This is a genomic window from Arthrobacter sp. HY1533 (assembly GCF_027568515.1).
Lineage (GTDB): Bacteria > Actinomycetota > Actinomycetes > Actinomycetales > Micrococcaceae > Specibacter.
Window position 1 is genome coordinate 305932 of record NZ_JANKZF010000005.1, and the last position, 24160, is coordinate 330091.

The following is a 24160-nucleotide window of genomic DNA, read 5'->3' on the forward strand; positions in this document are numbered from 1 at the left end:
GCCTTTAGTGCGCACGTGTCTACCCCACCTTGTGAAAAATCGCAAGTATCAATGTGGGGGGCCGGAAAATCCGTGTGATTCCGGGGCGAACCGCCGGCATTGCCTTCGTCACACGTGCCAAAAATGGTCTCCGCCGCCCGGAAATTTCAAGGGGCCGGCAGCTGTTAGATTTTAGTGAGGACGAGTGCAGCTCAACGAGGTGCTGCACGGAACAAGTTTCAAGGAGCATGGCAGCAATGACGGCACAAGCACACGATGTTGTAATTCTTGCAGGAGCCCGCACACCCCAGGGGCGGCTCAACGGCCAGCTGGCTGCCTTCACCGCCGTCGAGCTGGGCGCCAGGGCCATTGCGGCGGCCGTGGAGCGGGCGGGCGTGGAGCCGGCCGACATTGACCAGGTCATCATGGGCCAGGTGCTTCAGGCAGGGGCCGGGCAGAATCCGGCCAGGCAGAGCGCCGTGGGCGCCGGCATCGGCTGGAGCGTGCCCGCCGTGACCATCAACAAGGTCTGCCTGTCAGGGCTCACTGCCGTCATCGACGCTGCCCGGCTCATCCGCAGCGGCGAGGCCTCCGTGGTGGTGGCCGGCGGGCAGGAATCCATGACCCGCGCCCCGCACATCCTGCCCGGTTCCCGCCAGGGCTGGAGCTACGGGGCCATCCAGGCCCTAGACGTGGCCGCACATGACGGGCTGACCGACGCCTTCGACAACGACTCCATGGGGCTCTCCACGGAACGCGGCAACATCCGGCTCCACATCAGCCGCACGGCGCAGGACGAGGTAGCCGCTGCATCCCACCAACGCGCTGCCGCCGCCGTGGAGGCCGGGGTCCTGGACGGCGAAATCGTGCCCGTCTCGGTCCCCCAGCGCAAGGGAGATCCCCTGGTGCTGACCCGCGACGAGGGCATCCGGGCCCAGACCACCACGGAAACGCTGGCCGGGCTGCGTCCGGCGTTCACGGCCGACGGCGCCATCACCGCCGGGAACTCCTCTCCCCTTTCCGATGGCGCCAGTGCACTGGTGCTCGCCTCGCGCGGGTATGCCGAGGAGCACTCGCTCCCCTGGCTTGCCGTGGTGGGCTCACCCGGGCAGGTGGCCGGGCCGGACAACTCACTGCACTCGCAGCCCTCAAACGCCATTGCCAGGGCCCTGGAGACCGCAGGCTGGAGCACGGCGGACCTGGATTTCATTGAAATCAACGAGGCCTTCGGATCCGTGGCTGTGCAGTCCCTGCGCGATCTGGACTACCCCCTGGAGAAATGCAACATCCACGGCGGTGCCATCGCCCTGGGCCACCCCATCGGGGCCTCCGGTGCCCGGCTGGCCCTCCATGCGGCCATGGAACTGGGCCGGCGCGGTTCCGGCAAGGCCGCGGTCTCCCTGTGCGGCGGAGGCGGCCAGGGCGAAGCCCTGCTGCTCTTCCGGGACGCCGAATGAGCCAGGATCCGGCCCTGCAGGGGCACGCGCGCGTTGCAGCGGACGCAGCCTCCCGCGGCCTGGGCGTGGAGATCTTTGCCCGCCCCGCCGCCAACTCCCTCGTGGAGGCCGCCGAACTCATGGGGATCACGCCAGCGGACATTGTGAAATCCCTCGTGGTCAAGCGCAGCGACGGGAACTTCCTGTTTGCCCTGGTCCCTGGCGGGCGTGCCATCTCCTGGCCCAAGCTGCGCGCAGTGGTGGGCGTCAACAAGCTCCAGATGCCCCACGCCGATGTGGCACTGGCCGCCACGGGCTACGAACGCGGCACCATCACCCCGCTGGGCAGCACCACCCAATGGCCCCTCTACGTGGACGAGGGCATCCGCGGCCGCCGCGTCGCCATGGGCGCCGGCGAGCACGGCTACAGCATGTTCGTTGAGGCGGACGAGCTCATCGTTGCCTTCGGCGCCACAGTGGCAGACATATCCGTGCCCGAATAGCCCCACGGCCCCTGCGCCTCCCGGCGGAGCCCCGGAATTCCCTCGGCTGGGCCCACAAGCACGAGGGCCCCGCTGCGAGCCTGCGAGCAGTGGGAGTGCTTGGGGACTTTCCGGCCAATCGGCCGCGGGCGGCCTCGGCCTCCCTGACGCGGCCTACGGAAACCCCGGCTCCCCCGCCGTCCGGCTCACGCTGCCGGCGTTACCAACTCCCGTGGCACCCAAGGCCATCGAAACTCGTAGGCGGTGAAGCCGCCATTTTTTGTAGGCGACGTAAAGGAGACGCCTAAGGCCGCCCGCGGCCGTGGGGTCGGATAGTCGCCGGAAAAATGGCGGTTCACCGCCGGAGCCAACCACGGGGTCTCGACAGGCTCGACCACCGGCGGCGGGGTCTCGGGGGTCTCGACAAGCTCGACCACCTGCGGCCGGGTCTCGGGGGTCTCGACCACCGGCGTTAACGAAAAAGAAGCCCCGCACCAATCGGTGCGGGGCTTCTTTTGAAAGGCGAGGTGATTACTTGACGGTAACCGTGGCGCCGGCAGCCTCGAGGGCTTCCTTTGCCTTCTCAGCAGCTTCCTTGGTTGCGCCTTCGAGGACGGCCTTGGGAGCCGAGTCAACGACCTCCTTGGCTTCCTTCAGACCCAGGGAAGTGATTGCGCGAACTTCCTTGATCACTGCGATCTTCTTGTCGCCAGCTGCTTCGAGGATGACGTCGAATTCGGTCTGCTCTTCAGCTTCTTCAGCTGCGCCGCCGGCGGGGCCAGCAACTGCAACAGCAGCAGCGGTAACTTCGAAGGTCTCTTCGAAGAGCTTGACGAACTCGGAGAGCTCGATGATGGTCAGTTCCTTGAAAGCTGCAATCAGCTCGTCGTTGGTGAGCTTAGCCATGGGTGGCGCTCCTTCTGTGTACTTGCCCGGTGAAGGGCGAATCTAAAAACCTAAGTCCTCATGGATTTAGGGAAAAACTAACAGGGATAAATCCCTGATGAGGACTAGGCCTCGGTGGTCTCAGCTTCAGCGGCCGGAGCTTCTTCAGCAACAGCTGCTTCTTCAGCGGCGGGAGCTTCCTCAGCGGCCGGAGCCTCTTCAGCGGGAGCGCCTTCTGCAAGCTTCAAACGCAGGGCCTCGAGGGTGCGCGCAACGGCGGCCATCGGTGCCTTGAGGATGCCGGCAACCTTGGCCAGCTGCAGCTCGCGCGACTCGAGGGCAGCCAGTGCGGCGACCTCGGAAGCGTTGAGCGCCTTGCCTTCGAAGATGCCGGTCTTGATGACCAGCTGCTTGTTGGCCTTTGCAAAATCCGTCAGGCTCTTTGCTGCCGCAACAGCGTCACCCTTGATGAATGCAATGGCGGTGGGGCCGGAGAGCTGACCTTCGAAAGCATCAACACCAGCTTCCTTGGCCGCAATGGCAGTCAGGGTGTTCTTTACGACCGAGAACTTGGTGTCCTGGCCGAGAGAAACGCGCAGCTCCTTGAGCTGTGCAACGGTGAGCCCACGGTATTCGGTTAGGACTGCGGCAGTTGAATCATTGAAATCCTGTGTGATTTCTGCAACTGCAGCCACCTTTGTTGGCGTTGCCATAACCCTCCTTCCGGGAATTAATGCCGGTCTTTCATGTCCCTTCCGCAGGCAGCCAGGCTGTCTGCGGGGAAACAAAAACGCCCCGCACAGATGTACGGGGCGTTTTTCGCAGCGGATCCATGGGTTTTATCCCGGTTCAACACTGCCAATAAGCTTTGTGCACCTGCGCTGGCCGTCCTGTTGAAGGACTTTCGGATGTCGCCTGCCCGAATCCAGCTCGCCATGGCACATGAGGCACCTGGAGGCTGGGGGTGGTTTACATCGACCGACGGTCTTTGGTAGTTCAAGGCTACAGGACGGGAGGGTGCCATTCCAAATCGAGGGCGCCAGCCACCACTAGCGAAGGGCGTTGAAGTCCTTGCGCCACTGCCCCGTCACACCGGCGCTGACGTAGCCAAGCTGCCTGTTGACGGAGAGCATGTAGGAGTTCACCGGCGAATTCCACGTGTAGATGGTCCGCGTGGCCGGGAACTCGCGCATGAGTAGTTCCATGTTGGCGACCTTGATGTGCAGCCCCACATCCTTGCCCTTGTGGGGCACCTCCACGATGGTTTCGTCCTGGAAGGCCACATCTGTGCGGTGGCCCAGGATGGAGATGGAGGTGAACCCGACCAGCGCCCCGGATTCCAGGCACTCTGCAGCGCTGACCATGGTGCGCCGGCCTGTCAGTGCCGAGAGTTCCTCCGCCTCGCGCAGCTTGGCGAGGTCCCAGGTTTCCGGTGTGCCGCCGTCGTCAGTGCCCAGGCCCTGCTCCAGTCGGACAATCTCCCCCGCCCAGCGCTCGGGGCATGTGTCCAGCCACTGGTGCACTGCATACGAGGAGTTGTGGGTTGCCTTGGCCTTCGCGGTCAGCTCCGCCGCAAGCACCTCGGAAAGTGGCAACGTCAGGGAGCTGAACTGCTCCACTCGTTCCAGCTCGTAGCCGGCGCTGTAGGCAAAGCGGGCTTCGCGGCTGCTCAGCGGCAGCGTTCCGCTCCCCTCGGCCGCGAGAACCTGTTCTTCCTCAGGCGCATTGTTTTCAAGGGTTGCGGCCGGGTGGTTGGTCTCCACGACCACGATCTTGCGGTTCTCGCCCCGGACGAACAGTTCGGCGGCTTCGAGCACCTTCCGGCCCAGTCCGCGACCCTCTGCTGAGGGCAGCACATCGAGGGTCACGTGGGCCAGCTCGGTGTTGTCATCCAGGGGCAGGGCAATGCCGGCGCGGCCCACAATGACACCATCGCGCCGTGCCACCAGAACTACATACCACTCATAGGGGTCGTGGCACTGGGCCAGGAGTTCCTCGGCCGTATAGGCCAGCTCGTCATTGCCCCAGGTGTGCAGCCGCACCAGCCGGGACACCTCAACGGCCCGGAGGAAATCGGCCGCGGACTCCCCTTCCAGCGTCTCCGGAATCCGCAACTGCTCAATGCTGGTGTTCTGTTCCATGACTTCACTACCCCGTGTTTTTCGTTCCCCTGGGCCGAACCATGACGTGGTCATGCTCGACCCTGTTCCCCAATTGAAAGCTTCTGCTTCCGGCAATGCTGAATCCGTGCTTCGTGTAAAACTTCTGTGCGCGCTGGTTCTCGCTGTTGACCCCAAGCCACAGCGGCCTGTCACCATTCTCCGCGGCCCAGCTGATGCTTGCATCCATGAGTGCGCCGCCAATCCCCAGGCCATGGGTCTCCGGGAGGGCGTAGAACTTGCTCAGTTCAAGGGTGTCCGGTTCCGGCAGCACTGCTGCCACATCCGCGTCCGACGGCGGGACGTCCACCAACATCGTATAGGCCAGCAGGCGTCCGGCACCGTTGGCAGGGCCCGCCTGGGCAACAAACACAACACGCGTCGGGTCTGCTAGATAAGCGGTGAACTGGGCCGGGCCCAGATTGGCTGCGATGAACGCCGCAATGTCCTCCGCAGGGCTGTCGGGCGGGCAGGCCAACGGGAAGGTTGTCGCTGCGAGTTGCGCCAGGGCGTCTGCGTCCGGAGCCGTGGCCCTTCGGATGGTGAAATCCATGTGTGCTTTCCCTGCGGTTGAATGGTCCATCCACCCAGCCTACAAAAAAGGGAGGGCCCCGTAGCAAAGTGCTACGGGGCCCTCCCCAGGTCATGTGGTGAAGACTATGCTTCGATGACGACCTTGGTTGCCTGCGGGTCAACGGCAATGCCGGGGCCGAACGTCGTGGAGACGGTGGCCTTCTGCAGGTAGCGGCCCTTGGAAGCGGACGGCTTCAGGCGAAGCACCTCTTCCAGAGCAGCTGCGTAGTTCTCGGCCAGCTTGACGGCGTCGAAGGAAACCTTGCCGATGATGAAGTGAAGGTTGGAGTGCTTGTCGACGCGGAAGTCGATCTTTCCACCCTTGATGTCGTTGACAGCCTTGGCAACATCGTTCGTTACCGTGCCGGTCTTCGGGTTCGGCATGAGGTTACGCGGACCCAGAACCTTACCCAAACGGCCAACCTTGCCCATGAGGTCAGGGGTGGCAACGGCTGCGTCGAAGTCGGTCCAGCCGCCCTGGATCTTTTCGATCAGGTCGTCGGTGCCAACGAAGTCGGCGCCGGCTGCGATTGCAGCTTCGGCACGCTCACCCGTTGCGAAAACCAGGACGCGGGCGGTCTTACCGGTACCGTGAGGCAGGTTAACCGTTCCGCGGATCATCTGGTCAGCCTTGCGAGGGTCTACACCCAGGCGGAAGGCAACCTCAACGGTTGCGTCGAACTTGGACGGGTTGGTGTCCTTGGCCAGCTTGATGGCGTCGAACGGTGCGTAAACGCTGTCCGCATCGATCTTTGCCTGGGCTGCCTCATATGCTTTGCTGCGCTTTGCCATGCTGCGTTTCTCCTTGTGCAGTTGTGGTCGTTAGGACCGCGCGGGCCCTGCCACTACGTACTTCGCCAGCCACCTTGGGTGGGCTGTGCGCCGTCGTTTTTTATGATTTTGGTGGTTGGTGGTCCAGACAGGCTCGACCACCGGTGGTGCGAAGCTTAGGCTTCGACCGTGATGCCCATGGAACGGGCGGTGCCGGCGATGATCTTCTCGGCGCCTTCGATGCTGGTGGCGTTGAGGTCAACCATCTTCTGGGTTGCGATCTCGGTGACCTGAGCCTTGGTCAGCTGGGCAACCTTGACGGTGTGCGGGGTAGCTGAACCCTTGGCAACGCCTGCAGCCTTCTTGATGAGCTCTGCAGCCGGCGGGGTCTTGGTGATGAACGTGAATGAACGGTCTTCGTAAACCGTGATTTCAACGGGGATGACGTTTCCGCGCTGGGATTCCGTTGCAGCGTTGTACGCCTTGCAGAATTCCATGATGTTGACGCCGTGCTGACCAAGTGCCGGACCGATGGGCGGTGCCGGGTTGGCGGCGCCTGCCTGGATCTGCAGCTTGATGAGGCCGGTGACCTTCTTCTTGGGAGCCAATGTAGGGTCCTTCTCTCAATATCTTTCCTGGTACGACGGAGCGCGTTCCAGGTGGGTGGCCGGATGGCGTCCGGCCGAACGTTTCGCAGGGGCTAAGCAAGCCCTTGCGGAACGAAAATTATGGGCAACTAGATCTTGGTGACCTGGTTGAATGCGAGGGTGACGGGGGTTTCGCGCTCGAAGATGGAAACCAGTACGACCAGCGTGCCGGCCTCGGGCTTGATCTCGGAGATCGAGGCGGACAGGCCCTCGAAGGGACCGTCCTTGACGATGACGGCTTCGCCAACCTCAAAGTCGATGTCTGCGTCGGAGGGATCGTGGCGCAGCGGAACGCCGGTCTCTTCGGCCTTCTGCTCCTCGAAGACGGGGGCAAGCATGGAGAAGACCTCGTCCAGGCGCAGCGGCACGGGGTTGTGGGCGTTGCCCACGAAGCCGGTCACGCCGGGCGTGTGGCGGACAACACCCCAGGAAGCGTCCGTGAGATCCATGCGGACCAGGACGTAGCCGGGGATGCGGACGCGGTTGACAACCTTGCGCTGTGCATTCTTGATCTCCACGACTTCTTCCATGGGGACCTGGACTTCGAAGATGTAATCTTCCATGTTCAGCGACAGGCTGCGCGACTCAAGGTTGACCTTGACGCGGTTTTCGTAGCCGGCGTAGGAGTGGATGACGTACCAGTCACCCTCCTGGCGGCGCAGCTTTGCCTTGAACTCTTCTGCGTGGTCAATCTCCGGCTCGGCGGCGGCGGGCTCTTGCGCCTCTTCCGCCTCGGCTTCACCGGCAGTCTCGTCGTCGGCCTCTACGGCTTCTGCTTCAACAACGTCGGTTTCAACGGCGTCATCGTCGCCAACGGCATCAAGGTCGGCATTGATGGCAGCATCAGCAACCACAGTGTCCTGGTCCTGCTCACTGTACGTTGCCTCGGGCTCCAGCTCAGACACGAATTTCCTGCTTTCCTTGTGCGTTTCTTAAATGGCTCAAACCGACCCCATGCCAAAGTTTTCAGCGGGGTCGGCCGGTTTGAGCTGTTTTACTGCTCGATGTTTACGTTTCCACCGAAGATCCACAGCACTGCCTGGCCGAAGCCCAGATCCAAGACGGTAACGATTGCCATCATGATGACAACAAACACCAGCACAACAGCGGTGTAGTTGATCAACTCTTTGCGAGTGGGGGTGACAACCTTCTTCAGCTCGCCAATGACTTGGCGGAGGAAGATGGCGATCCGGGCGAAAAACCCGGGCTTGCCAGGCTTTGCAGCCTTCTTGGCATGGCCCTTGGAGCTGCTAGCCGCAGTATCGGTCACCAGTGCCTCACTCATCATTCGTTGGGGAACTACGCAAATCCGAGAATTCGGACACTGCGATGTGCAAATTATTCGCCAGGCGGCCGCGGGTTGCCTGCTGTGAATGCTTCACACCATGCAACCCGCCGCGCCTATGCGCAGGGCAGACAGGACTCGAACCTGCAACCTGCGGTTTTGGAGACCGCTGCGCTACCAATTGCGCCACTACCCTTTGGAATTGCCCCGGGACACCATGCTGGTTCCATGGGAAAAAATCCCCCCGGCGCAAACAACCATGAACAACCTACCGTCTGGCGGCTGTGTTTCCAAACCCGCGAAGAGGCGTGAAACATCATGGTGCTTGAACACCGGTTAACCATTCTACGCATTCTTGGGCCCGTTAGTCGAACCGGGCACGGCATGGCCCTAAAGTAGACCTTGACGATGTTTGCATTTTGGGCCTCCCACCGAAGAAAGAATCCTGATGTCTGCCGAACTGACAGCTGACCACGTTCCTGCGCGCCGCGTTTCCGCCCGGATTGCAGCAATTGCCGAATCCGCCACCCTGGCCGTTGACGCCAAGGCCAAGGCCCTGAAGGCTGCCGGCCGCCCCGTGATTGGGTTCGGTGCCGGTGAGCCCGACTTCCCCACCCCCGACTACATTGTGGAAGCCGCCGTGGCCGCGGCCCGCCAGCCCAAGTTCCACCGCTACTCCCCCGCCGCCGGCCTGCCGGAGCTGCGCAGCGCCATTGCCGAGAAGACCATGCGCGATTCTGGCTACGCCGTTGATGCTTCCCAGGTTCTGGTCACCAACGGTGGCAAGCAGGCCGTCTACGAATCCTTCGCCACGTTGCTGGACCCGGGCGACGAGGTCATTGTCCCCTCCCCGTTCTGGACCACCTACCCGGAGGCGATCCGCCTTGCCGGCGGCGTCCCCGTCGAGGTTTTCGCCGGGCCTGAGCAGGGCTACATGGTCACCGTGGAGCAGCTTGAGGCCGCCGTGACCCCCCGCACCAAGGTGCTGCTGTTCGTTTCCCCGTCCAACCCGACGGGCGCCGTCTACTCCCCCGAGCAGACCCGTGAAATTGGCCTGTGGGCCGCTTCCAAGGGCCTGTGGGTCATCACGGATGAAATCTACGAGCACCTGACCTACGACGGCGTACCCTTCACCTCGATTGCCACAGCCGCCCCCGAGCTGGGCGACCGCCTGGTCATCCTCAACGGCGTGGCCAAGACCTACGCCATGACGGGCTGGCGCGTGGGCTGGATGATTGCACCCCTGGATGTCACCAAGGCAGCAACCAACATGCAGTCACACGCCACCTCCAACGTGGCCAATGTGTCGCAGATGGCCGCACTCGCCGCCGTCGCCGGCCCCCTGACGGCCGTCGATGAGATGAAGGTGGCCTTCGACCGCCGCCGCAAGGCCATGGTCTCGGCCCTGAACGCGATCGACGGCGTGGAGTGCCCCACCCCGCACGGCGCCTTCTACGCCTACGCCGATGTCCGCGGCCTGCTGGGCCGCGAAATTGGCGGCATCCGCCCGGCAACGTCCGCCGAGCTGGCCGCGCTGATCCTGGACAAGGCAGAGGTTGCCGTTGTCCCGGGCGAGGCGTTCGGTCCCAGCGGCTACCTGCGCCTGTCCTACGCCCTGGGCGATGACGATCTGGCCGTCGGCGTGGCCCGACTGCAGGAATTCCTGGGCTCCGCCAAGGCATAATCCGCCTCACCGGCGCCTCCGCGGGAGGTCCCTCGCGAGCAGTAAGATTTCCTCGGTCGCTGGGCGACCTTGAAAATCCATCCTCGCTCCGGGACCTCCCGCTTCTGCGTCGGCGAACGATATGCCCGAGGTTGACGGATTAGAGTAGGCGGCGGTCGGCGGCCCAGCGGGTCAGTTCGTGGCGCGAGGACAGCTGGAGCTTGCGCAGTACGGCGGAAACGTGGGTCTCCACGGTCTTGATGGAGATGAACAGCGCCTTGGCCACCTCCTTGTAGGAGTAGCCGCGGGCAATCAGGCGCATGACCTCCAGCTCGCGGGCCGAGAGCTTGTCCAACTCATCCTCCACGGCAACCTCTGCCGTGCCGAAGGCGTCGAGCACAAATCCGGCCAGGCGCGGGGAAAACACCGCGTCGCCTCCGGCCACGCGGCGGACGGCGTCGGAAATCTCTGCCCCCGAAATTGACTTGGTGACGTAGCCGCGGGCGCCGGCCCGGATCACCGAGACCACATCCTCGGCGGAGTCGGAGACGCTCAGGGCCAGGAATTTGGTGGTGGCCAGCTGGGCGGCGCTGCCTGCAATGACCTCGCGCCCGCCCTGGCCGCGGCCCCCGGGCAGGTGGACGTCCAGCAGCACCACGTCCGGCTGGTGGGCCGCGACGGCGGCAATGGCTTCCTCCACAGTGGCTGCCTCGGCCAGAACGGCAATGTCAGGGGCCAGGTCGGCCTTGAGCCCGGAACGGAAAATGGCGTGGTCGTCCACAATCACAACCCTGATGGGCGTTGGCGCTGCAGTCATTTGGCTTCCTCGGTGGCGGGTTTTTCGTGGGGCAGGTGCAGGCGCACTTCGGTTCCGTCCGCCGAACTAATGATCTCAGCCGTGCCGCCGTTGCGCTGCATGCGCCCGACGACGGACTCCCGGACCCCCAGCCTGTCCGCCGGCACTGTGGCCACGTCGAAGCCGGGGCCGCGGTCTTTCACAAACACGTCAACGCCCTGGGCGCCGGCTTCGATGTAGACCGAAACGGTTGTCCCGCCGTGCCGCACTCCGTTGAGCACCGCCTCGCGCACGGCCTGGACCAGGGCGTTGCCGCGCTCGCCCAGCTCGGCGTCGCCCACGGCCACCACCTCGACCGCGTGCCCGTGCAGGTCCTCGGCCTCGGCGCACACGGCCTTGACCCGCTCCACGAGGGCGCCGGTGCTGTGGGCGCTGTCCTGGTAGATCCATTCACGCAGCTCACGCTCCTGGGCGCGGGCAAGCCGGGTGACGTCCGCCGGGGAACTGGCGCTCTTTTGGATCAGGGCCAGGGTTTGCAGCACGGAGTCGTGCAGGTGTGCGGCAATCTCGGCACGCTCAGTTTCACGGATGCGTCCGGCCCGTTCCTCCTGGAACTCGCGCCAGAACTTCAGCGCCCACGGAGCCAGGACCAGCCCCACACCGGCCAGCACGGCCAGCGATGCCACCACGGAAGTCCACATCAGGGCCCACGAGCCCGAGCCGGCCACAATGACCAGGACCCCGGCAATCACCAGGGCCACGCCGCCGCCCAGCCGCAGCATGGCCATGGGGGTGTTCATCTTGGCCGCATTGAGCAGCCCAACCCGGCGGGTGTTGTCCAGCTGCATCCAGGCCAGGACCGCGCCGAGAATAATCACCAGCAACGGGATCAGGGTGCCCAGCCGCAGGGCCCAGCCCTGTTGCCCGCCAAAGATCGCGATGGCGGCAATCACCAGGGCACCGCCAATCAGCACCTCCCGGAAGCCCACAGGTATCCGCTGGCGCCTGGTGGTCGTGTTGTCCTCAACCACCGCTCCCTGGGCGGGCCGAAACAGCTTCAGGCGCGGGTTGCCGTCATCATCGAGCAGGGTTCCCGCGCTGCTGGTGCGGTCCCCGGCCAGGGGCACCAGGAGCCACAGCCAGCCGTAAAAGACCAGGCCGGCGCCAAAGAAGAAGCAGGCGCCCACCATGACGGCACGCACCACCCCAACCCTGATGCCCAGGTGCTCTGCCAGGCCGCCGCAAACCCCTGCGACCATGCGCTGCTGGGAACGGTACATCTTTGCGCTCATGGTTCAATCCAAACACGGCTGGGGTTGCCCCGCACCGCTTCCAAGGGTTGCTTCAGGGTTCTTTCAGGGTGACCCCGGATGGTGTGCGGGTGGCCCGGGCGGACACCATTGAACTATGAACACCGCACATGACAACCCAGAACAGCAGGAGGGGCCGGAAACGGCCCACGAAACCACGGCATCCGCCACGGGCCAGGACCCCACTCCCGGGGCCCCTCCGGCCGGCAATCCGTACGGCAGCCAGGCCGGCCAGCCATCGGCCCGGTTCTTCCAGTGGCTGCGCAGCCTTGGCATCCAGCGCGGGCGCAACCGTTGGGTGGGCGGTGTCTGCAGCGGCCTGGCCGACAAGTGGGGCATCGACCCCGTGATCGTCCGCGGCCTTGCCGTGGTGCTGACGCTGTTCTTCGGCATCGGCCTGCTGGCCTATGGTGTTGCCTGGGCCCTCCTGCCCGAACCCGACGGGCGCATCCACGTCGAGGAAGTGGCCCGTGGCCGTTGGAGCGCCGGCATGACCGGCGCCGGCATTGCCACGCTGCTGGGGCTGGGCGGCTCCGGCCAAGGCATCTTCACCGACGGGGACGGCGGCTGGTTCTTCTGGCCGATCGTATGGATCGGCGGCATCGCCTGGCTCATCTACTGGGCCGCCAACCGCGACAAGCCCAAGAACATCCGCAAGGCACCCGAAGGACCCGCACCCCACGGGCAGCCGGGCCAGTCCTGGTACGGCACCACCTGGCAGGGCCCCGGCCAGCCCGGCACCCCGGTCGGCCAGCCGGAAGCCTGGCAGGGCCCGTCGGTCCCTGCGCCGCCGCAGCACTTTGCCCCTGCACCGGCCTTCGCACCGGACCCCAAGCAATACGAAAAGGCCAAGACTGTCAAGGCCCGGCCCCGCCTGGGTGCCGCCGCGAGTTTCCTGGTGATTGGCGCCGCGGCAGTGATTGGCGCCGCCGTGCAACTCCTTGACGCCGGCAACATCATCCACCTGGGCGGCTACGAAGCCGGGGTTGCGGCGGCGGCAGCGGCCATCACGGCAGGGCTGGGCATCGTCGCTGCCGGCATCTCAGGCCGCACCGCCGGAGGCCTCGGCACCTTCGCCGTTGTGTCCCTGCTGTTTGCAGGCCTGATGAGCCTGCCGCCGAGCGACTTCTCCGGCTTCAACCAGTCCACCTGGGCCCCCACCACCGTCACAGCTGCTGAGAACGGCCGCAAGCTTCTCATGGGAAATGCCGACATTGACCTGACCAAGCTCAGCACACCGCTGGCCGAGGACATCCAAATCCCCCTTGACCTGGTGGCCTCCAGCGTCACCATCCGCGTACCGGGTGATGTGCCGGTGCAACTCAAGAGCGAGCTGGTCGCTGCCACCCTGACCATCGACGGTGAAGACACCGCCGGGACGCTGGCAGAGAACACCACCAGGGACATCAACCCCGAGGCCACTGGCAAGGGAATCACCATCACCCTTCAGGGTGCTGCAACCAATATTGATGTGGTGGTCGTCCCGTGATTCCCTCAGACACCTCCCCCACCCTTCCCCGCGCAGCAGAACCATTGGAGCACGCCATGGACAACCCCACCGAACCCCTGGAACAATCCGGCAGCACCCACCACACACCGGCAGGATACTTCGCCGACCCGGACGGGGACACTTTCCCGCCCGCAGAACCCGGAACCGAAACCCAGACAGAGGAAGATCCCACCGGAGCCGCCGGCTCCGGGCGGCACCCGGCCCGCATAGGCACCATCGTCTGGGGCACCGTGGTGCTCGTGGCAGGCATCCTTGTCATTCTCAGCAGCCAGCTGAGCATCAACCTCGATCCAGGCCTCACGGCAATGTGGCTGCTGCTGGGTGCCGGAGCGGCCATGGTGGCAGGCGGCGCAGTGAAGCTCCTGCGAAGGAAGCAGCCGTAGCAGCCAGGCGTCCACGGGGCGGTCACGGGGTTGCCGGGATCACATGAACGCATAGAATGTTCTAGACGAGGAGCTCAATGGTGCGCTCAAACCACATTGACTCCATCCCTCGAAGGACCTAAATACTCATGAAGATTGGAATTCTCACCAGCGGCGGAGACTGCCCTGGCCTGAATGCTGTTATCCGCGGCATCGTGCTCAAGGGCATCAAGGTCCACGGACACGAATTTGTCGGCTTCCGTGACGGCTGGCGAGGCGTGGTTGAGGGCGATGTCATGGACCTTCCCCGCCAGATGGTTCGCGGTATTTCAAAGCAGGGCGGCACCATTCTTGGCACCTCCCGCACCAACCCCTTTGAGGGCAACGGTGGACCGGACGTCATCAAGGCCCACATGGAGCGGCTCGGCATTGACGCAATGATCGCGATCGGCGGCGAGGGAACCCTCGCCGCCGCGCGCCGCCTCACGGACGCCGGACTGAAGATCGTGGGTGTGCCCAAGACAGTGGACAACGACCTCGACGCCACCGACTACACGTTCGGTTTCGACACGGCAGTGCAAATCGCCACCGAGGCCATCGACCGCCTGCGCACCACGGGCGAATCGCACCACCGCTGCATGATTGCCGAAGTCATGGGCCGCCACGTGGGCTGGATCGCCCTCCACGCGGGCATGGCGACCGGCGCCCACGCGGTGCTGATCCCGGAGCAGAACACCAGCATGGACCAGATCGTTGAATGGGTGAACGAAGCCCACGAACGTGGACGCGCACCCCTGGTGGTTGTGGCCGAGGGATTCGTCCCCGCCCACCAGGAAACTGCGCACTCCGAGCGCGGCCTGGATACCTTTGGCCGTCCCCGCCTGGGCGGCATCGGCGACCAGCTGGCCCCCGAGATCGAGGCCCGCACGGGCATTGAAACCCGAGCCACGATCCTGGGCCACATCCAGCGTGGCGGCGTCCCCTCCAGCTTTGACCGCGTGCTGGCCACGCGCCTGGGCATGGCCGCCGTTGACTCGGTGGTTGAGGAACGCTGGGGCACCATGGTCTCCCTCAAGGGCACCGAAATTGAGCATGTCCCCTTCGAGGCGGCCCTGGGCAACCTGAAGACCGTTCCGCAGCACCGCTACGACGAGGCTGCCATCCTGTTCGGCTGAGCCACCTCCTGACGGTAATGCCCCGCAGCACTCGTGTGCTGCGGGGCATTACCGTTAAAAGCATGACTTTTGATGCAAGCTCTTCCGCCATCGTCTTCCTCGCCTGGGAACGCGGCCTCGCCCTCCCCGAGAACGCCTTGCTCAAAGGACCCGGCCGGACACTCCACGCCGTCGACTCCCCCACCTTGACGTTCCTGAGGCTGTGGGACCGTTCGGTCCTGGCCGGCCCCGCCCACCTGCTGGAGGCAGCAGCCGCACTGGGGGATGACGAACTCAGCGACCACGGCACCTTGCTGCGGCTGACGCAGAACGACGGCGGGCGCGGGCTGGGCACCGCGGCCCTGTACTACGCCGACGATCTGGAGCTCCACCAGCCCGACGACACCGTCCACGTCTCCACCGGCCGGGAAGCCACAGCCGCCCTTGAGGCACTGTGCCCGCCGGACGACGTCAACGAAGCCGCCCTGTCGGGCAAGTCCAGCAGCTTCACTGTCATGGGCTCCGGGGAACCCGGCGCCGCTCCCCTGGCCTGCAGCGCCTGGGGAGAGTACCAGGGTCTCATTGCCCAGCTGGGCACCCTGGTGGCGCCGGCAGCACGGCGGCGCGGCCTGGGCCGGCTGGCCACAAGCATTGCCGCCCATGAAGCGCTGGCGGCCGGCCTCATCGTGCAGTGGCGCTCGGACGTCAACAACGCCCCGGCCCATGCACTCGCCACCTCACTGGGCCTCAGTGTTGCCGGGCTGCAGACTCAGGTTCACCTTCCGGTTGACCAAAATCGGCGTAAATAGCCGAGACCGGGCGCGGCTTGGCGAAGAAGATCGCCACCGCTGCGCCCAGCAGCACGCCGGCGGCGGGGAGCAGCGTGGACTGCGCCATGGCCGCGGAGAACCCTGCGTGCAGGGCCTCCGGCAGCTGGCCCGTGGCACCTGAGGCGCCACCTGTGGCACCTGCGGGCATTTCTGCGGCCAGCCTGGCGGAGATCAGGGCGGCGATGGCGGCGCTGCCCAGGACCGAGCCGATCTGGCGGGTTGTGTTGTAGACACCGGCACCTGCACCGGCTTCACGCGGCCCCAGGTTTCGGGTGGCCGTGGTCGAAAGCGGTGCCCAAATGCCCGAGCTGGCGATGCCCAGGAGGCCGCTGGGGAGCAGGAACAGCCAAATTGGCGTGTCGGGCCCCATGAGCGAGGACGTCCAGGCCAGCGAGATGGACATGAGGATGAATCCGGTGCAGGCCACGTAGCGGGGGTTGACCCGGTCCACGAGCTTGCCAACGAAGGGTGCCAGGACACCGGAGAAAAGTGCCATGGGAACCATCATGAGTGCCGACTGCGTGGGGGTCATGCCGCGCACCAGCTGGTAGTAGAAGAACAACGGCAGGCTCATGGCCGTGACGCTGAAGCCCATGGTGGTGATGGCCACGTTGGCCAAGGAGAAGTTCCGCACCTTGAACAGGTGCAGCGGCACAAGGGGTTCACCCTTGTTGACGGCCTGCCAGAAGACAAAGGCCACGAGCAGGACAATGCCGGCAATGATCAGGCTCCACACGGTGACCGGACCGGTGATGGTGCCCCAGTCGTAGGTGGCGCCTTCCTGGATGCCAAAGACCAGCAGGAACAGGCCGGCGGAGCTAAGCAGGACGCCGAGCAGGTCAAACTTGTGGTCGTGGGTTTGCAGCGACGGCACCAGGCGCCACGCCATGATGAAGGCAAGGACGCCGACGGGGACGTTCACAAAGAAGATCCATTCCCAGCCCAGTCCGTCAACCAGGACGCCGCCAAGGATTGGCCCCACCAGCATGGCGACACCGGCCGTTGCTCCCCACAGGCCCATGGCCGGGCCGCGCTTGTCCGGGGCGAAGATGCGGGTGATGACGGCCATCGTCTGCGGTGTCATCATGGCGGCACCGAGGCCCTGTGCCACGCGGGCCAGGATCAGCATGCCGATGTCGCCGGACAGGCCGCACCACAGCGAAGCCAAGGTGAAAACCGTCAGTCCAACAAGGTAGAGGTTCTTGGGTCCGTACTTGTCGCCCAGGCGGCCCGTCACCAGCAGCGGCACTGCGTAAGCCAGCAGGTAAGCGCTGGTCACCCAGATGACGGAGTTGATGTCAGTGTTCAGGCCCTCCATGATCTTGGGGTTCGCCACTGAAACGATGGTTGAATCCACCAGGATCATGAAGAATCCCAGTACGAGCGCCCATAACGCGGGCCACGGTTTTGCCACGATTTCCATGGGTTGATCCTTAGTCTTGAAAGTTGTGTGTAAGTTCGCTGGCATCGTTGCCGTCAGTGCCGTCCCCGGGCACTGGCAGCCACGGCAGCGAGCCGTCCTGTATTTCCTTGCACAGCTGCTTGACCCATGCCAGCTCGGCCCGCAGCTGGTGCTGCTGGTAGCCAACGTCGATCCAGTATTGGCGGGGCACCTGGCGTTGCAGGGCCAGCTTCGCATCGGCTTCCAGTGCGGCGATGTCCCCTTCCAGGGCCGCGACACGCTGCTCCAGCAACTCCACCACCTGACCGCCCGGCAGGTTGTGCGCCTCCGAAAGTCCCTGCGGGAAGCGCGGATACTCCTTGGCAGGTTGGGCCAGGAGTGCGCAGACATCGAAAGTCAGGCGCGCCCGCCCGTCAGGGAGGATGGCGTAGGTGGTGCGTTCGGGCCGGTTGCCGTCGCGGTCGGTGCCCGTAGCCTCGACGAGGCCCGCCTCTGCCAGTCGGCCCACTGCGTGATACAGGGTGCCGGGCCTGACTTTCAGCAGCCTGTCCTCATGGCGGTGCATCAGCAGCTGATACATCTCATAGGGGTGCATGGGCCGCTCCACCAGCAGCCCCAGGGCTGCCATGGCCAGGGGCGTCAACGCCTTTGCCGTTGCCATGATGTGCATTCCCTTGCCTCGGCTCCGTTGTTATTCCACAAGAAGTATTCCACGTGGAATACTCGACGCCAACGTTCGTCGTGGAAATCACAGGCTGGCCCCCACGCCATGGAAGGCGCGGGGGCCAGGGAGTCTTTTACCGGGGCGCCCGCAGGAACCCGGTGGCGCGTCCCACCACCTGGCCGGCGTCGGTGGCCACGATCAATTCCTGGTTGGCCGGGTACTTCTCACCGTCGTCATCAACCGTGAGCACGGCTTCCGGGTCCACGGAGCGCTTGATGACGGCCAGGGCTATGGGCCCCATCTCAAAGTGCTGGGCCACGGAGGTCACGGTTCCCACCACGCGGTCCTCGAACGAGACCTCGCTGCCAGCCGCCGGCAGGGTGTGCAGGGAACCGTCCAGTTGCAGGAACACGAGCCGTCGCGGCGGCCGGCCAAGGTTGTGCACGCGGGCGATGGTTTCCTGGCCCTTGTAGCAGCCCTTGGACAGGTGGACGGCGGTGCGGAGCAGGTCCAGCTCGTGGGGAATGGTCTTCTCGTCCGTCTCAGCCCCGCGGCGGGGCCGCCAGGCCGCTATGCGCAGGGCTTCGGCCGCCCAGGCGCCGGCCAGTGGCCGGGCCCCGATGGCCTCCTCGAGCTCCGCGGAGGGGACCAGATATTCGCGCCAGGGCCGCTCCAGGCCAGGGTGGCTGGACTCGGGAGCCGCGGCATAGCTGTACCCGCCGGCACCAACGTTGGGCCACGGGTCAACCCACACGAGACGTTCGCCCCAGCCGTCCACCTCGGTGACGGAGCCAACCACGGCCCAGTCCGCGGAGACGTCGGCAACCTCCACGCGAAGCATGAACTTCATGGACGTCAGCCACTTCGCGAGCGGCTCAGCCTCGTCGGTCTCGACAATCAGCCAGGTGGTCTCGCCGTCGTCCACCACGCGGGCGTCAAATTCAATGCGCCCCTGGATGGTGAGCAGCAGCAGCTCCGTGCCCACGTGGGGTGCGAGCCGCGTGAGGTCCTGGGAGGAAAGTGTGTTGAGCCAGCTGAGCCGGTCGGGGCCGGAAACGGTCACCACGCCGCGGTGGGAAAGATCGACGACGGCGCTCCCCGGTTTCCCGAGGTAGCCCGCCAGCAGGCGCTGCTCACGGTTGGGATCCCCGTAGTGGGCGGCAACACCGGCATCAAGCCCGCCGGCCTGCACGGCACCATGGCGGTTCAACAAAGGACTCAAATAGCTCATAACCGGTGCAACACCTTCTGTTGGGGACCTATTCCGCGCATGCGGCGGCGGACCGGCATCTTCTCGGCGACTTTCCGGCCAATCGGCCGTGGCCGGCCTCGGCCTCCCTGACGTCGCCTACGAAGACGCCGGCTCCGCCGCCGACTGGGCAAAGTGGCATAGTCGCCGGAAAAATGGCGGTCCTGCGCCGGAAGTACTTAGGCGGGAACCTTGTGGAGGGCTGCTGAAGCGTGGGCGTCTAGGGACTTGCCGTGGGCGGCAACATCCCAGCGCCAGAAGAGGTCGCCGTTGACGAGGCCGAAGATGCGGGTTGCGGCCGTGTAGTCCTTGGAGCCGGCGCCGCGCATGACGGCGTCGGTGGACAGCTGGATCTGCGGCCCCTTGATGGTGCCGTAGTACAGCTCGGAAATGCCGCCCGGGTGCACGATGTTGACCATGATGTCGAAGCCGCCGTCCGCGTTGCGGAGGGCCTCGACGTCGTCGGCCGTACGCAATGCAGGGACCATGTCGGCCGGGGTCATGCCGGGGCCGCCGTCGGACTCGGTCAGTGGCCGGTCAAGCTGCCAGAACCCGGTCTCGACGGAAAGGGGGCGCAGCACAGTGCCGTCCTCGTCGGTGAGCCAGGATTCCGCCGTGTATTGCAGGTACGGCAGGCCGTTGGCCTTGAACGTGACGGTCTGGGTAAAGAATTCGGAGTCGGCTTCGCCGGCGCCGAGCCGTCCGGCACCGCTCCAGGTGCCGAGCAGCCAGGACAGCGGAACCAGTTCCGGGGTCAGGTCCGTGGGGATTTCAATGGCCATGGCAGGTTACTGCTGACCCTTGAAGAGGCGCCACACCACCAGTCCGGCAAACCAGGCCATGGCCACGCCGGCCAGTGCCAACAGGCAAATGAAGAAGATTTCCAAGGCAAGTACGCTCATGCTGCCATCCTACAATGTTCTGCGCCGGCGTCCGGACTGGCCCTGCCGCAGCGCTAGTGCAGGATCATTTTCTCCACGAAATACACCAGCGTGCCCAGCGAGAGCACCGGCGCCAAGGCGGCAGCGACCATCCCGAAGCGGCTGGGAGACATGCCGGCAAGGGTGCGAAGCCTGTGGAAGGCGGCAATGACAGCGCCCACCAGCATGCCCAGGACCATGGCCGGGACAATGCGGACGTCGGAGAACAGCAATGCGGCCAACGGGCCGGCGAGGCCCGACAGCACAATGGTCAGCGGCGCCAGGACCCTGTCCGGCCAGCGCAGCATGCCGGACAGGAGCGCCACGGTGGCGCTGATGGCAACGATGAGGGTCATGCCAGGTTCGCCCAGGAACCTGAGGGAGGCCACCCAGCCGCCGGCGAAACCTGCAATGGCGACACCGGCACCTGCGCCAAGCGTCGATTCCAGCCGGTGCTTTTGCCCCGTGCCGCGGATCAGCTGAACCACCATGACGGCGCCAAAACCTACGGCAATGTACATGGGGGTCCATGACAAGTTCTCGGTGCCAGCGGACATGCCCGCGGTCAGCGCGGAGGCTGCACCCGTCAGGGCGATCACGCTGCCGAGCGTCTTCTTGGCCGGAATGCCCAAATAGTGCGGCCAGCCCAGGCCGAACACGGCAGCCAGGACCATGGCGGCACCCACGGCCCAGCCCAGGCCAAGGTAGTGCCCTGCCGCGAGCAGTGCGAGGGCGAGTATTCCGACAAGTCCGGCAATTGATGACTTCACACACCAATCCTGCCTTATTCTGCCGGTACACTGTGGAACAACCTTGTGGGCGGGGCGTCGGACGCGTGGCACCGCCGTGGCACCTGGTGTTCGCAGTTGTTCCGTCGCTCAAAGATGCGCGTTTTTGACCTTGTGAGGACGTCATGTCGCAGATCTTATTGCTGACCAACAACCACGGCAGTTCCGTGGAAGTTTTGCCTGCGCTTGAACTGCTCAGCCACAGCGTCCACATTCTCCCCGCCGTTCCGACGGCCCTGCTCGATGCCAAGCCCTCCGACGTCATCCTTGTCGATGCCCGCAAGGACCTTGCCGGATCCCGCTCGCTGACCCAGCTGCTGCGCGCCACGGGCATCAGCGTTCCCCTGCTGCTGGTGCTGACCGAGGGTGGAATGGCCGCCGTGACCGCATCCTGGGCGGCCGACGACGTCATCCTCGAGTCCGCGGGCCCGGCCGAGGTTGAGGCCCGCATCCGCCTGGCCCTGACCCGGGCGGCGGACACGGATGACGGCACGGGCCAGGAAATCCACGCCGCCGGAATCGTCATCGACGAGGACAGCTACACGGCCCGGGTCCACGGCTCCGTGCTGAACCTGACGTACAAGGAATTCGAACTGCTCAAGTACCTGGCACAACACCCGGGGCGGGTTTTCACCAGGGCGCAGCTGCTCAACGAGGTCTGGGGTTACGACTATTACGGCGGCACGCGCACCGTGGATGTCCACGTCCGGCGGCTGCGCGCTAAGCTCGGCTCCGAACATGAGAGCCTGATCAGCACCGTCCGAAACGTGGGTTACAGGCTCACCGTGTCCAAGTCCCCTGAAGAATCCATGGCCGACGCCCCGCAACACTGAGTGCCTGGCCCGCCACGAGGAGAACCACCGCCGTGCCTGAACTGCCCCGCGCCCTTGTCCTGATGAGCGCCGACACCTTTTCCGTGCAGTTCGACGGCGCGCGCCTGCGGCAGCTTGCCGACTTGGCCACGCTCGGGGAAACGGTGTGGGCCCCGTCCCTTGATGCCCCCGAGGTGCAAGACTGGCTTCCCGGCGTGGAGGTGCTCATCACCAGCTGGGGCGTGCCACTGCTGGATGGGGCCGCCCTGGCCAGGCTGCCGAAGCTGCGGGCCGTCTTCCACTGTGCGGGCTCGGTGCGCACCTTCGCCACGGATGCCCTGTGGGACCGCGGGATCGAGGTCTCCAACGGCGCCAACTCCAATGCCATTCCGGTGGCCGAGTTCACCCTTGCCAGCATCATCCTGGCCGGCAAGCGGGCGCAGGTTCTGGCCAACGACTTCCGCAGCCTCCGCGGCGAGCGTGGCATCGCCGAGCGCCGCGGGGAACTGGGCAACATGGGCCGCACCATTGGGCTTGTTGGATTTTCCAAGATTGGCCGGCGGGTGGCCGAGCTGTTGCAGATTCTGGCGGACACCACAGTCCTGGTCGCCGACCCCTACGCCGACCCGGAAGCCGTGGCCGCCACAGGTGCGCAGCTGTTGCCGCTGGCCGACATGTTGCCGCAGGTGGAGATCCTGTCCATCCACGCCCCGTCGCTGCCCAGTACCCGCCACATGATCGCCGCCGCGGAGCTGGCAGCACTGCCCGACGGCGCCACGATCATCAACACGGCACGCGGGGCCCTCATCGACCACGAAGCCTTGGCTGCGGAGTGCCGCACGGGCCGGCTCACGGCCATCCTGGACGTCACGGAACCGGAGCCGCTGCCCTCGGACAGTGAATTGTACGAGCTGCCCAACGTGATCCTCACGCCCCACGTGGCGGGGTCGCTGGGCAAGGAAACACGTCGCATGGTGGATGAGGCGCTGGCCGACCTTGGACGCTTCGTCGCGGGGCTGCCGCTGGAATCAGCCGTCCGCCGTGAGGACCTGGAACACCTGGCTTAGCCGGGCACCGCCCGGGACTGGCCGGGCTTCCCCGAAAGGCACCGCAAGGTGCCCGGAAAACAGGAAGACCCGCAGCTGATGGCAAAGAATGAATTCTTCGCCACCCTGCTGCGGGTCGATTCCCACTGGTGGAGGACATACGGGTCGAACGTATCGAGGACACCCCACTGGTGCATCCCCCCGGTGCAAGGCACGATCCTGGTGCGGATCCCTGCCGCCTGCGGCAACCGGAATCCGGCTGCGCTGCTCCCAAACTCTATGCCACGCCCAGCGGGCATGCAAACCGGCAACGGGGCCGTCCGTGCCGGTGCCGCTGGATGAGGCAGCGATCCGCGCCCCGGGTCTCGCTATCGCCCGCGTCCGCCCACTAGGCTGTTGCCATGAGCCCCGCAAAGACAGACAGCTGGCCCGTGACCGTGATCCCCGGTGCGCCCGGGCCCGAGATCCTGCGGGAAATCCAGGCGGTGGTGGACGCCGCGGAAGACGCCGACGGCAACCCGCCCTTTTCCGAACAAACGCTCGTGGAGCTGAAATCCACCGGGGCCGGCCCGCACAGCGTGCTGACCCTGCTGACCTACGCGCCGGAGGACGCCTCCCCCACAGCGGGCGAGGACCTGGCCGGCGTGGCGGTGGTGGTGCTCAATGGCAACGAGGGTGTCCTGGAGATTGTGGTGCACCCGGCCTACCGCAACGACGGTGTGGGCGCCATGCTGGCCGACAAACTCGTGGAGGTCAGGGGGCTGCAGGGCATCAAGGCCTGGTCCCACGGTGACCACGAGGCCGCCGCGGACCTTGCCGCCAGCTACGGCTACCGGGCCATCCGCGAGCTGTGGCGCATGCGCCTGGTGCGGCAGGCTCCGCAATCCGGGGACCTGGCGGCACAGCAGGCGGCCCCGGCGGACATGCCCGACGGCGTGAGGCTGCGCACATTTATCCCCGGCCAGGACGAGGAAGGCTGGCTGGCTGCCAACGCCGCCGCCTTTGCACACCACCCGGAGCAGGGCGCCATGACCCTGGCTGACCTGCGGGCCCGGATGGCCGAGCCCTGGTTCGATCCGGCCGGATTTTTCCTTGCCGTCAATGATGAGGACCAGATCCTGGGCTTCCACTGGACCAAAGTTCACCCGGGCCGGCACGGGCAGGAGGCCATGGGCGAGGTCTACGTGGTGGGCGTCACGCCCGGCGCGCAGGGCATGGGCCTGGGCAGAATCCTGACCAAGGCCGGCATTGCCCACCTGCAAAAGACCGGTATGCGGGCCATTATGCTGTACGTGGACGCCGACAATGAGGCGGCCGTGTCGCTTTACCGCAAGCTTGGTTTCACCAAGTGGGATTCCGATGTCATGTACGGGCCCATGTCGGCGTAGCCTGCCCGCGGGTGGCGCCTGCGGCCGCGGCTTGTATGGTTGATTCAAG

General features: G+C 65.3%; 25 protein-coding genes and 1 tRNA gene. 10 read left to right on the plus strand and 16 right to left on the minus strand.

Annotation, left to right across the window (positions count from 1 at the left end; genetic code table 11):
• Positions 1-236: 236 nt before the first annotated feature.
• Positions 237-1436, plus strand: a complete 1200-nt coding sequence (locus PCK14_RS06200) for an acetyl-CoA C-acetyltransferase (RefSeq protein ID WP_269937580.1) — start codon at positions 237-239, stop codon at positions 1434-1436.
• Entirely contained in the window at positions 1433-1918 is a 486-nt protein-coding gene (locus PCK14_RS06205; protein WP_269937581.1) for an aminoacyl-tRNA deacylase, read from the plus strand. Before PCK14_RS06200 ends, PCK14_RS06205 begins: the two co-directional genes overlap by 4 nt.
• 510 nt (positions 1919-2428) lie before the next feature.
• Here PCK14_RS06205 and rplL read toward each other — a convergent pair.
• From rplL to PCK14_RS06250, 9 genes are all read right to left on the minus strand, one after another.
• The gene (gene rplL / locus PCK14_RS06210) at positions 2429-2803 is read right to left on the minus strand and encodes a 50S ribosomal protein L7/L12 (protein ID WP_269937582.1); all 375 of its coding nucleotides are present in this window, start codon (positions 2801-2803) and stop codon (positions 2429-2431) included.
• Between the two features lie 104 nt (positions 2804-2907).
• Positions 2908-3495 carry a 50S ribosomal protein L10 gene (gene rplJ, locus PCK14_RS06215; RefSeq protein ID WP_269937583.1) on the minus strand — a complete coding sequence of 196 codons (588 nt, stop codon included), beginning with the start codon at positions 3493-3495 and terminating at the stop codon, positions 2908-2910.
• Between the two features lie 336 nt (positions 3496-3831).
• Complete coding sequence (locus PCK14_RS06220; protein ID WP_269937584.1) at positions 3832-4923, minus strand: GNAT family N-acetyltransferase; 1092 nt, start codon at positions 4921-4923, stop codon at positions 3832-3834.
• Between the two features lie 7 nt (positions 4924-4930).
• Positions 4931-5494 carry a GNAT family N-acetyltransferase gene (locus PCK14_RS06225; RefSeq protein WP_269937585.1) on the minus strand — a complete coding sequence of 188 codons (564 nt, stop codon included), beginning with the start codon at positions 5492-5494 and terminating at the stop codon, positions 4931-4933.
• Positions 5495-5598: 104 nt separating this feature from the next.
• The gene (gene rplA, locus PCK14_RS06230; protein WP_269937586.1) at positions 5599-6306 is read right to left on the minus strand and encodes a 50S ribosomal protein L1; all 708 of its coding nucleotides are present in this window, start codon (positions 6304-6306) and stop codon (positions 5599-5601) included.
• A gap of 155 nt (positions 6307-6461) precedes the next feature.
• Complete coding sequence (rplK, locus tag PCK14_RS06235) at positions 6462-6893, minus strand: 50S ribosomal protein L11 (protein WP_269937587.1); 432 nt, start codon at positions 6891-6893, stop codon at positions 6462-6464.
• Between the two features lie 128 nt (positions 6894-7021).
• Positions 7022-7837 carry a transcription termination/antitermination protein NusG gene (gene nusG, locus PCK14_RS06240; protein WP_269937588.1) on the minus strand — a complete coding sequence of 272 codons (816 nt, stop codon included), beginning with the start codon at positions 7835-7837 and terminating at the stop codon, positions 7022-7024.
• An 89-nt stretch (positions 7838-7926) separates the two neighbouring features.
• On the minus strand, positions 7927-8217 hold the full coding sequence (gene secE, locus PCK14_RS06245) for a preprotein translocase subunit SecE (protein ID WP_269937589.1): 291 nt from the start codon (positions 8215-8217) through the stop codon (positions 7927-7929).
• Between the two features lie 123 nt (positions 8218-8340).
• Positions 8341-8413, minus strand: a tRNA-Trp gene (locus tag PCK14_RS06250).
• Positions 8414-8665: 252 nt separating this feature from the next.
• Here PCK14_RS06250 and PCK14_RS06255 point away from each other — a divergent pair.
• A complete protein-coding gene (locus tag PCK14_RS06255) occupies positions 8666-9901 on the plus strand; it encodes a pyridoxal phosphate-dependent aminotransferase (RefSeq protein ID WP_269937590.1) in 1236 nt (411 codons plus the stop codon).
• A 139-nt stretch (positions 9902-10040) separates the two neighbouring features.
• On the opposite strand, the gene PCK14_RS06260 is transcribed toward PCK14_RS06255, so the two are convergent.
• Positions 10041-10697: a LuxR C-terminal-related transcriptional regulator gene (locus PCK14_RS06260; RefSeq protein WP_269937591.1), complete on the minus strand. Its 657-nt coding sequence runs from the start codon at positions 10695-10697 to the stop codon at positions 10041-10043.
• Positions 10694-11968: an ATP-binding protein gene (locus tag PCK14_RS06265; protein ID WP_269937592.1), complete on the minus strand. Its 1275-nt coding sequence runs from the start codon at positions 11966-11968 to the stop codon at positions 10694-10696. Before PCK14_RS06265 ends, PCK14_RS06260 begins: the two co-directional genes overlap by 4 nt.
• Before the next feature lie 115 nt (positions 11969-12083).
• Between PCK14_RS06265 and PCK14_RS06270 the strand changes: the two genes are divergently transcribed.
• The 4 genes from PCK14_RS06270 to PCK14_RS06285 all read left to right on the plus strand — a co-directional run bounded on the left by PCK14_RS06270 (position 12084) and on the right by PCK14_RS06285 (position 15821).
• Positions 12084-13475 carry a PspC domain-containing protein gene (locus PCK14_RS06270; RefSeq protein ID WP_269937593.1) on the plus strand — a complete coding sequence of 464 codons (1392 nt, stop codon included), beginning with the start codon at positions 12084-12086 and terminating at the stop codon, positions 13473-13475.
• Positions 13476-13531: 56 nt separating this feature from the next.
• Positions 13532-13879, plus strand: coding sequence for a hypothetical protein (locus PCK14_RS06275; RefSeq protein WP_269937594.1), 348 nt, complete (start codon positions 13532-13534; stop codon positions 13877-13879).
• A 128-nt stretch (positions 13880-14007) separates the two neighbouring features.
• Positions 14008-15033, plus strand: a complete 1026-nt coding sequence (locus PCK14_RS06280; RefSeq protein WP_269937595.1) for a 6-phosphofructokinase — start codon at positions 14008-14010, stop codon at positions 15031-15033.
• A 62-nt stretch (positions 15034-15095) separates the two neighbouring features.
• On the plus strand, positions 15096-15821 hold the full coding sequence (locus PCK14_RS06285; protein ID WP_269937596.1) for a GNAT family N-acetyltransferase: 726 nt from the start codon (positions 15096-15098) through the stop codon (positions 15819-15821).
• Here PCK14_RS06285 and PCK14_RS06290 read toward each other — a convergent pair.
• From PCK14_RS06290 to PCK14_RS06310, 5 genes are all read right to left on the minus strand, one after another.
• Positions 15760-17265, minus strand: a complete 1506-nt coding sequence (locus tag PCK14_RS06290; RefSeq protein ID WP_269937597.1) for a DHA2 family efflux MFS transporter permease subunit — start codon at positions 17263-17265, stop codon at positions 15760-15762. The two genes, PCK14_RS06285 and PCK14_RS06290, sit on opposite strands and share 62 nt — an antisense overlap.
• A gap of 10 nt (positions 17266-17275) precedes the next feature.
• On the minus strand, positions 17276-17905 hold the full coding sequence (locus tag PCK14_RS06295; protein ID WP_269937598.1) for a PadR family transcriptional regulator: 630 nt from the start codon (positions 17903-17905) through the stop codon (positions 17276-17278).
• 136 nt (positions 17906-18041) lie between these two features.
• Positions 18042-19139, minus strand: coding sequence for a CAF17-like 4Fe-4S cluster assembly/insertion protein YgfZ (gene ygfZ, locus PCK14_RS06300; RefSeq protein ID WP_269937599.1), 1098 nt, complete (start codon positions 19137-19139; stop codon positions 18042-18044).
• A 197-nt stretch (positions 19140-19336) separates the two neighbouring features.
• Positions 19337-19939 carry an FABP family protein gene (locus tag PCK14_RS06305; RefSeq protein WP_269937600.1) on the minus strand — a complete coding sequence of 201 codons (603 nt, stop codon included), beginning with the start codon at positions 19937-19939 and terminating at the stop codon, positions 19337-19339.
• A 173-nt stretch (positions 19940-20112) separates the two neighbouring features.
• Positions 20113-20847, minus strand: coding sequence for a permease (locus PCK14_RS06310; protein ID WP_269937601.1), 735 nt, complete (start codon positions 20845-20847; stop codon positions 20113-20115).
• 143 nt (positions 20848-20990) lie between these two features.
• Between PCK14_RS06310 and PCK14_RS06315 the strand changes: the two genes are divergently transcribed.
• The 3 genes from PCK14_RS06315 to mshD all read left to right on the plus strand — a co-directional run bounded on the left by PCK14_RS06315 (position 20991) and on the right by mshD (position 24111).
• Complete coding sequence (locus PCK14_RS06315; RefSeq protein ID WP_269937602.1) at positions 20991-21698, plus strand: winged helix-turn-helix transcriptional regulator; 708 nt, start codon at positions 20991-20993, stop codon at positions 21696-21698.
• 32 nt (positions 21699-21730) lie between these two features.
• Positions 21731-22744 (plus strand): hydroxyacid dehydrogenase, encoded by a 1014-nt coding sequence (locus PCK14_RS06320; protein WP_269937603.1) that lies wholly within the window; start codon positions 21731-21733, stop codon positions 22742-22744.
• A 380-nt stretch (positions 22745-23124) separates the two neighbouring features.
• Positions 23125-24111: a mycothiol synthase gene (gene mshD, locus PCK14_RS06325; protein WP_269937604.1), complete on the plus strand. Its 987-nt coding sequence runs from the start codon at positions 23125-23127 to the stop codon at positions 24109-24111.
• Positions 24112-24160 lie beyond the last annotated feature (49 nt).

What these genes read in the sequence shown, in the direction of transcription:
- PCK14_RS06255 (WP_269937590.1), top strand. Translation starts at nt 8,666, where the DNA reads ATGTCTGCCGAACTGACAGCTGACCACGTTCCTGCGCGCCGCGTTTCC.
- PCK14_RS06220 (WP_269937584.1), bottom strand. Translation starts at nt 4,923, where the DNA reads ATGGAACAGAACACCAGCATTGAGCAGTTGCGGATTCCGGAGACGCTG.
- rplJ (WP_269937583.1), bottom strand. Translation starts at nt 3,495, where the DNA reads ATGGCAACGCCAACAAAGGTGGCTGCAGTTGCAGAAATCACACAGGAT.
- PCK14_RS06285 (WP_269937596.1), top strand. Translation starts at nt 15,096, where the DNA reads ATGACTTTTGATGCAAGCTCTTCCGCCATCGTCTTCCTCGCCTGGGAA.
- PCK14_RS06270 (WP_269937593.1), top strand. Translation starts at nt 12,084, where the DNA reads ATGAACACCGCACATGACAACCCAGAACAGCAGGAGGGGCCGGAAACG.
- PCK14_RS06280 (WP_269937595.1), top strand. Translation starts at nt 14,008, where the DNA reads ATGAAGATTGGAATTCTCACCAGCGGCGGAGACTGCCCTGGCCTGAAT.
- mshD (WP_269937604.1), top strand. Translation starts at nt 23,125, where the DNA reads ATGAGCCCCGCAAAGACAGACAGCTGGCCCGTGACCGTGATCCCCGGT.
- PCK14_RS06315 (WP_269937602.1), top strand. Translation starts at nt 20,991, where the DNA reads ATGTCGCAGATCTTATTGCTGACCAACAACCACGGCAGTTCCGTGGAA.
- PCK14_RS06265 (WP_269937592.1), bottom strand. Translation starts at nt 11,968, where the DNA reads ATGAGCGCAAAGATGTACCGTTCCCAGCAGCGCATGGTCGCAGGGGTT.
- PCK14_RS06260 (WP_269937591.1), bottom strand. Translation starts at nt 10,697, where the DNA reads ATGACTGCAGCGCCAACGCCCATCAGGGTTGTGATTGTGGACGACCAC.
- PCK14_RS06305 (WP_269937600.1), bottom strand. Translation starts at nt 19,939, where the DNA reads ATGGCCATTGAAATCCCCACGGACCTGACCCCGGAACTGGTTCCGCTG.
- rplA (WP_269937586.1), bottom strand. Translation starts at nt 6,306, where the DNA reads ATGGCAAAGCGCAGCAAAGCATATGAGGCAGCCCAGGCAAAGATCGAT.
- secE (WP_269937589.1), bottom strand. Translation starts at nt 8,217, where the DNA reads ATGAGTGAGGCACTGGTGACCGATACTGCGGCTAGCAGCTCCAAGGGC.
- PCK14_RS06200 (WP_269937580.1), top strand. Translation starts at nt 237, where the DNA reads ATGACGGCACAAGCACACGATGTTGTAATTCTTGCAGGAGCCCGCACA.
- PCK14_RS06225 (WP_269937585.1), bottom strand. Translation starts at nt 5,494, where the DNA reads ATGGATTTCACCATCCGAAGGGCCACGGCTCCGGACGCAGACGCCCTG.
- PCK14_RS06205 (WP_269937581.1), top strand. Translation starts at nt 1,433, where the DNA reads ATGAGCCAGGATCCGGCCCTGCAGGGGCACGCGCGCGTTGCAGCGGAC.
- PCK14_RS06290 (WP_269937597.1), bottom strand. Translation starts at nt 17,265, where the DNA reads ATGGAAATCGTGGCAAAACCGTGGCCCGCGTTATGGGCGCTCGTACTG.
- PCK14_RS06295 (WP_269937598.1), bottom strand. Translation starts at nt 17,905, where the DNA reads ATGGCAACGGCAAAGGCGTTGACGCCCCTGGCCATGGCAGCCCTGGGG.
- rplL (WP_269937582.1), bottom strand. Translation starts at nt 2,803, where the DNA reads ATGGCTAAGCTCACCAACGACGAGCTGATTGCAGCTTTCAAGGAACTG.
- ygfZ (WP_269937599.1), bottom strand. Translation starts at nt 19,139, where the DNA reads ATGAGCTATTTGAGTCCTTTGTTGAACCGCCATGGTGCCGTGCAGGCC.
- PCK14_RS06275 (WP_269937594.1), top strand. Translation starts at nt 13,532, where the DNA reads ATGGACAACCCCACCGAACCCCTGGAACAATCCGGCAGCACCCACCAC.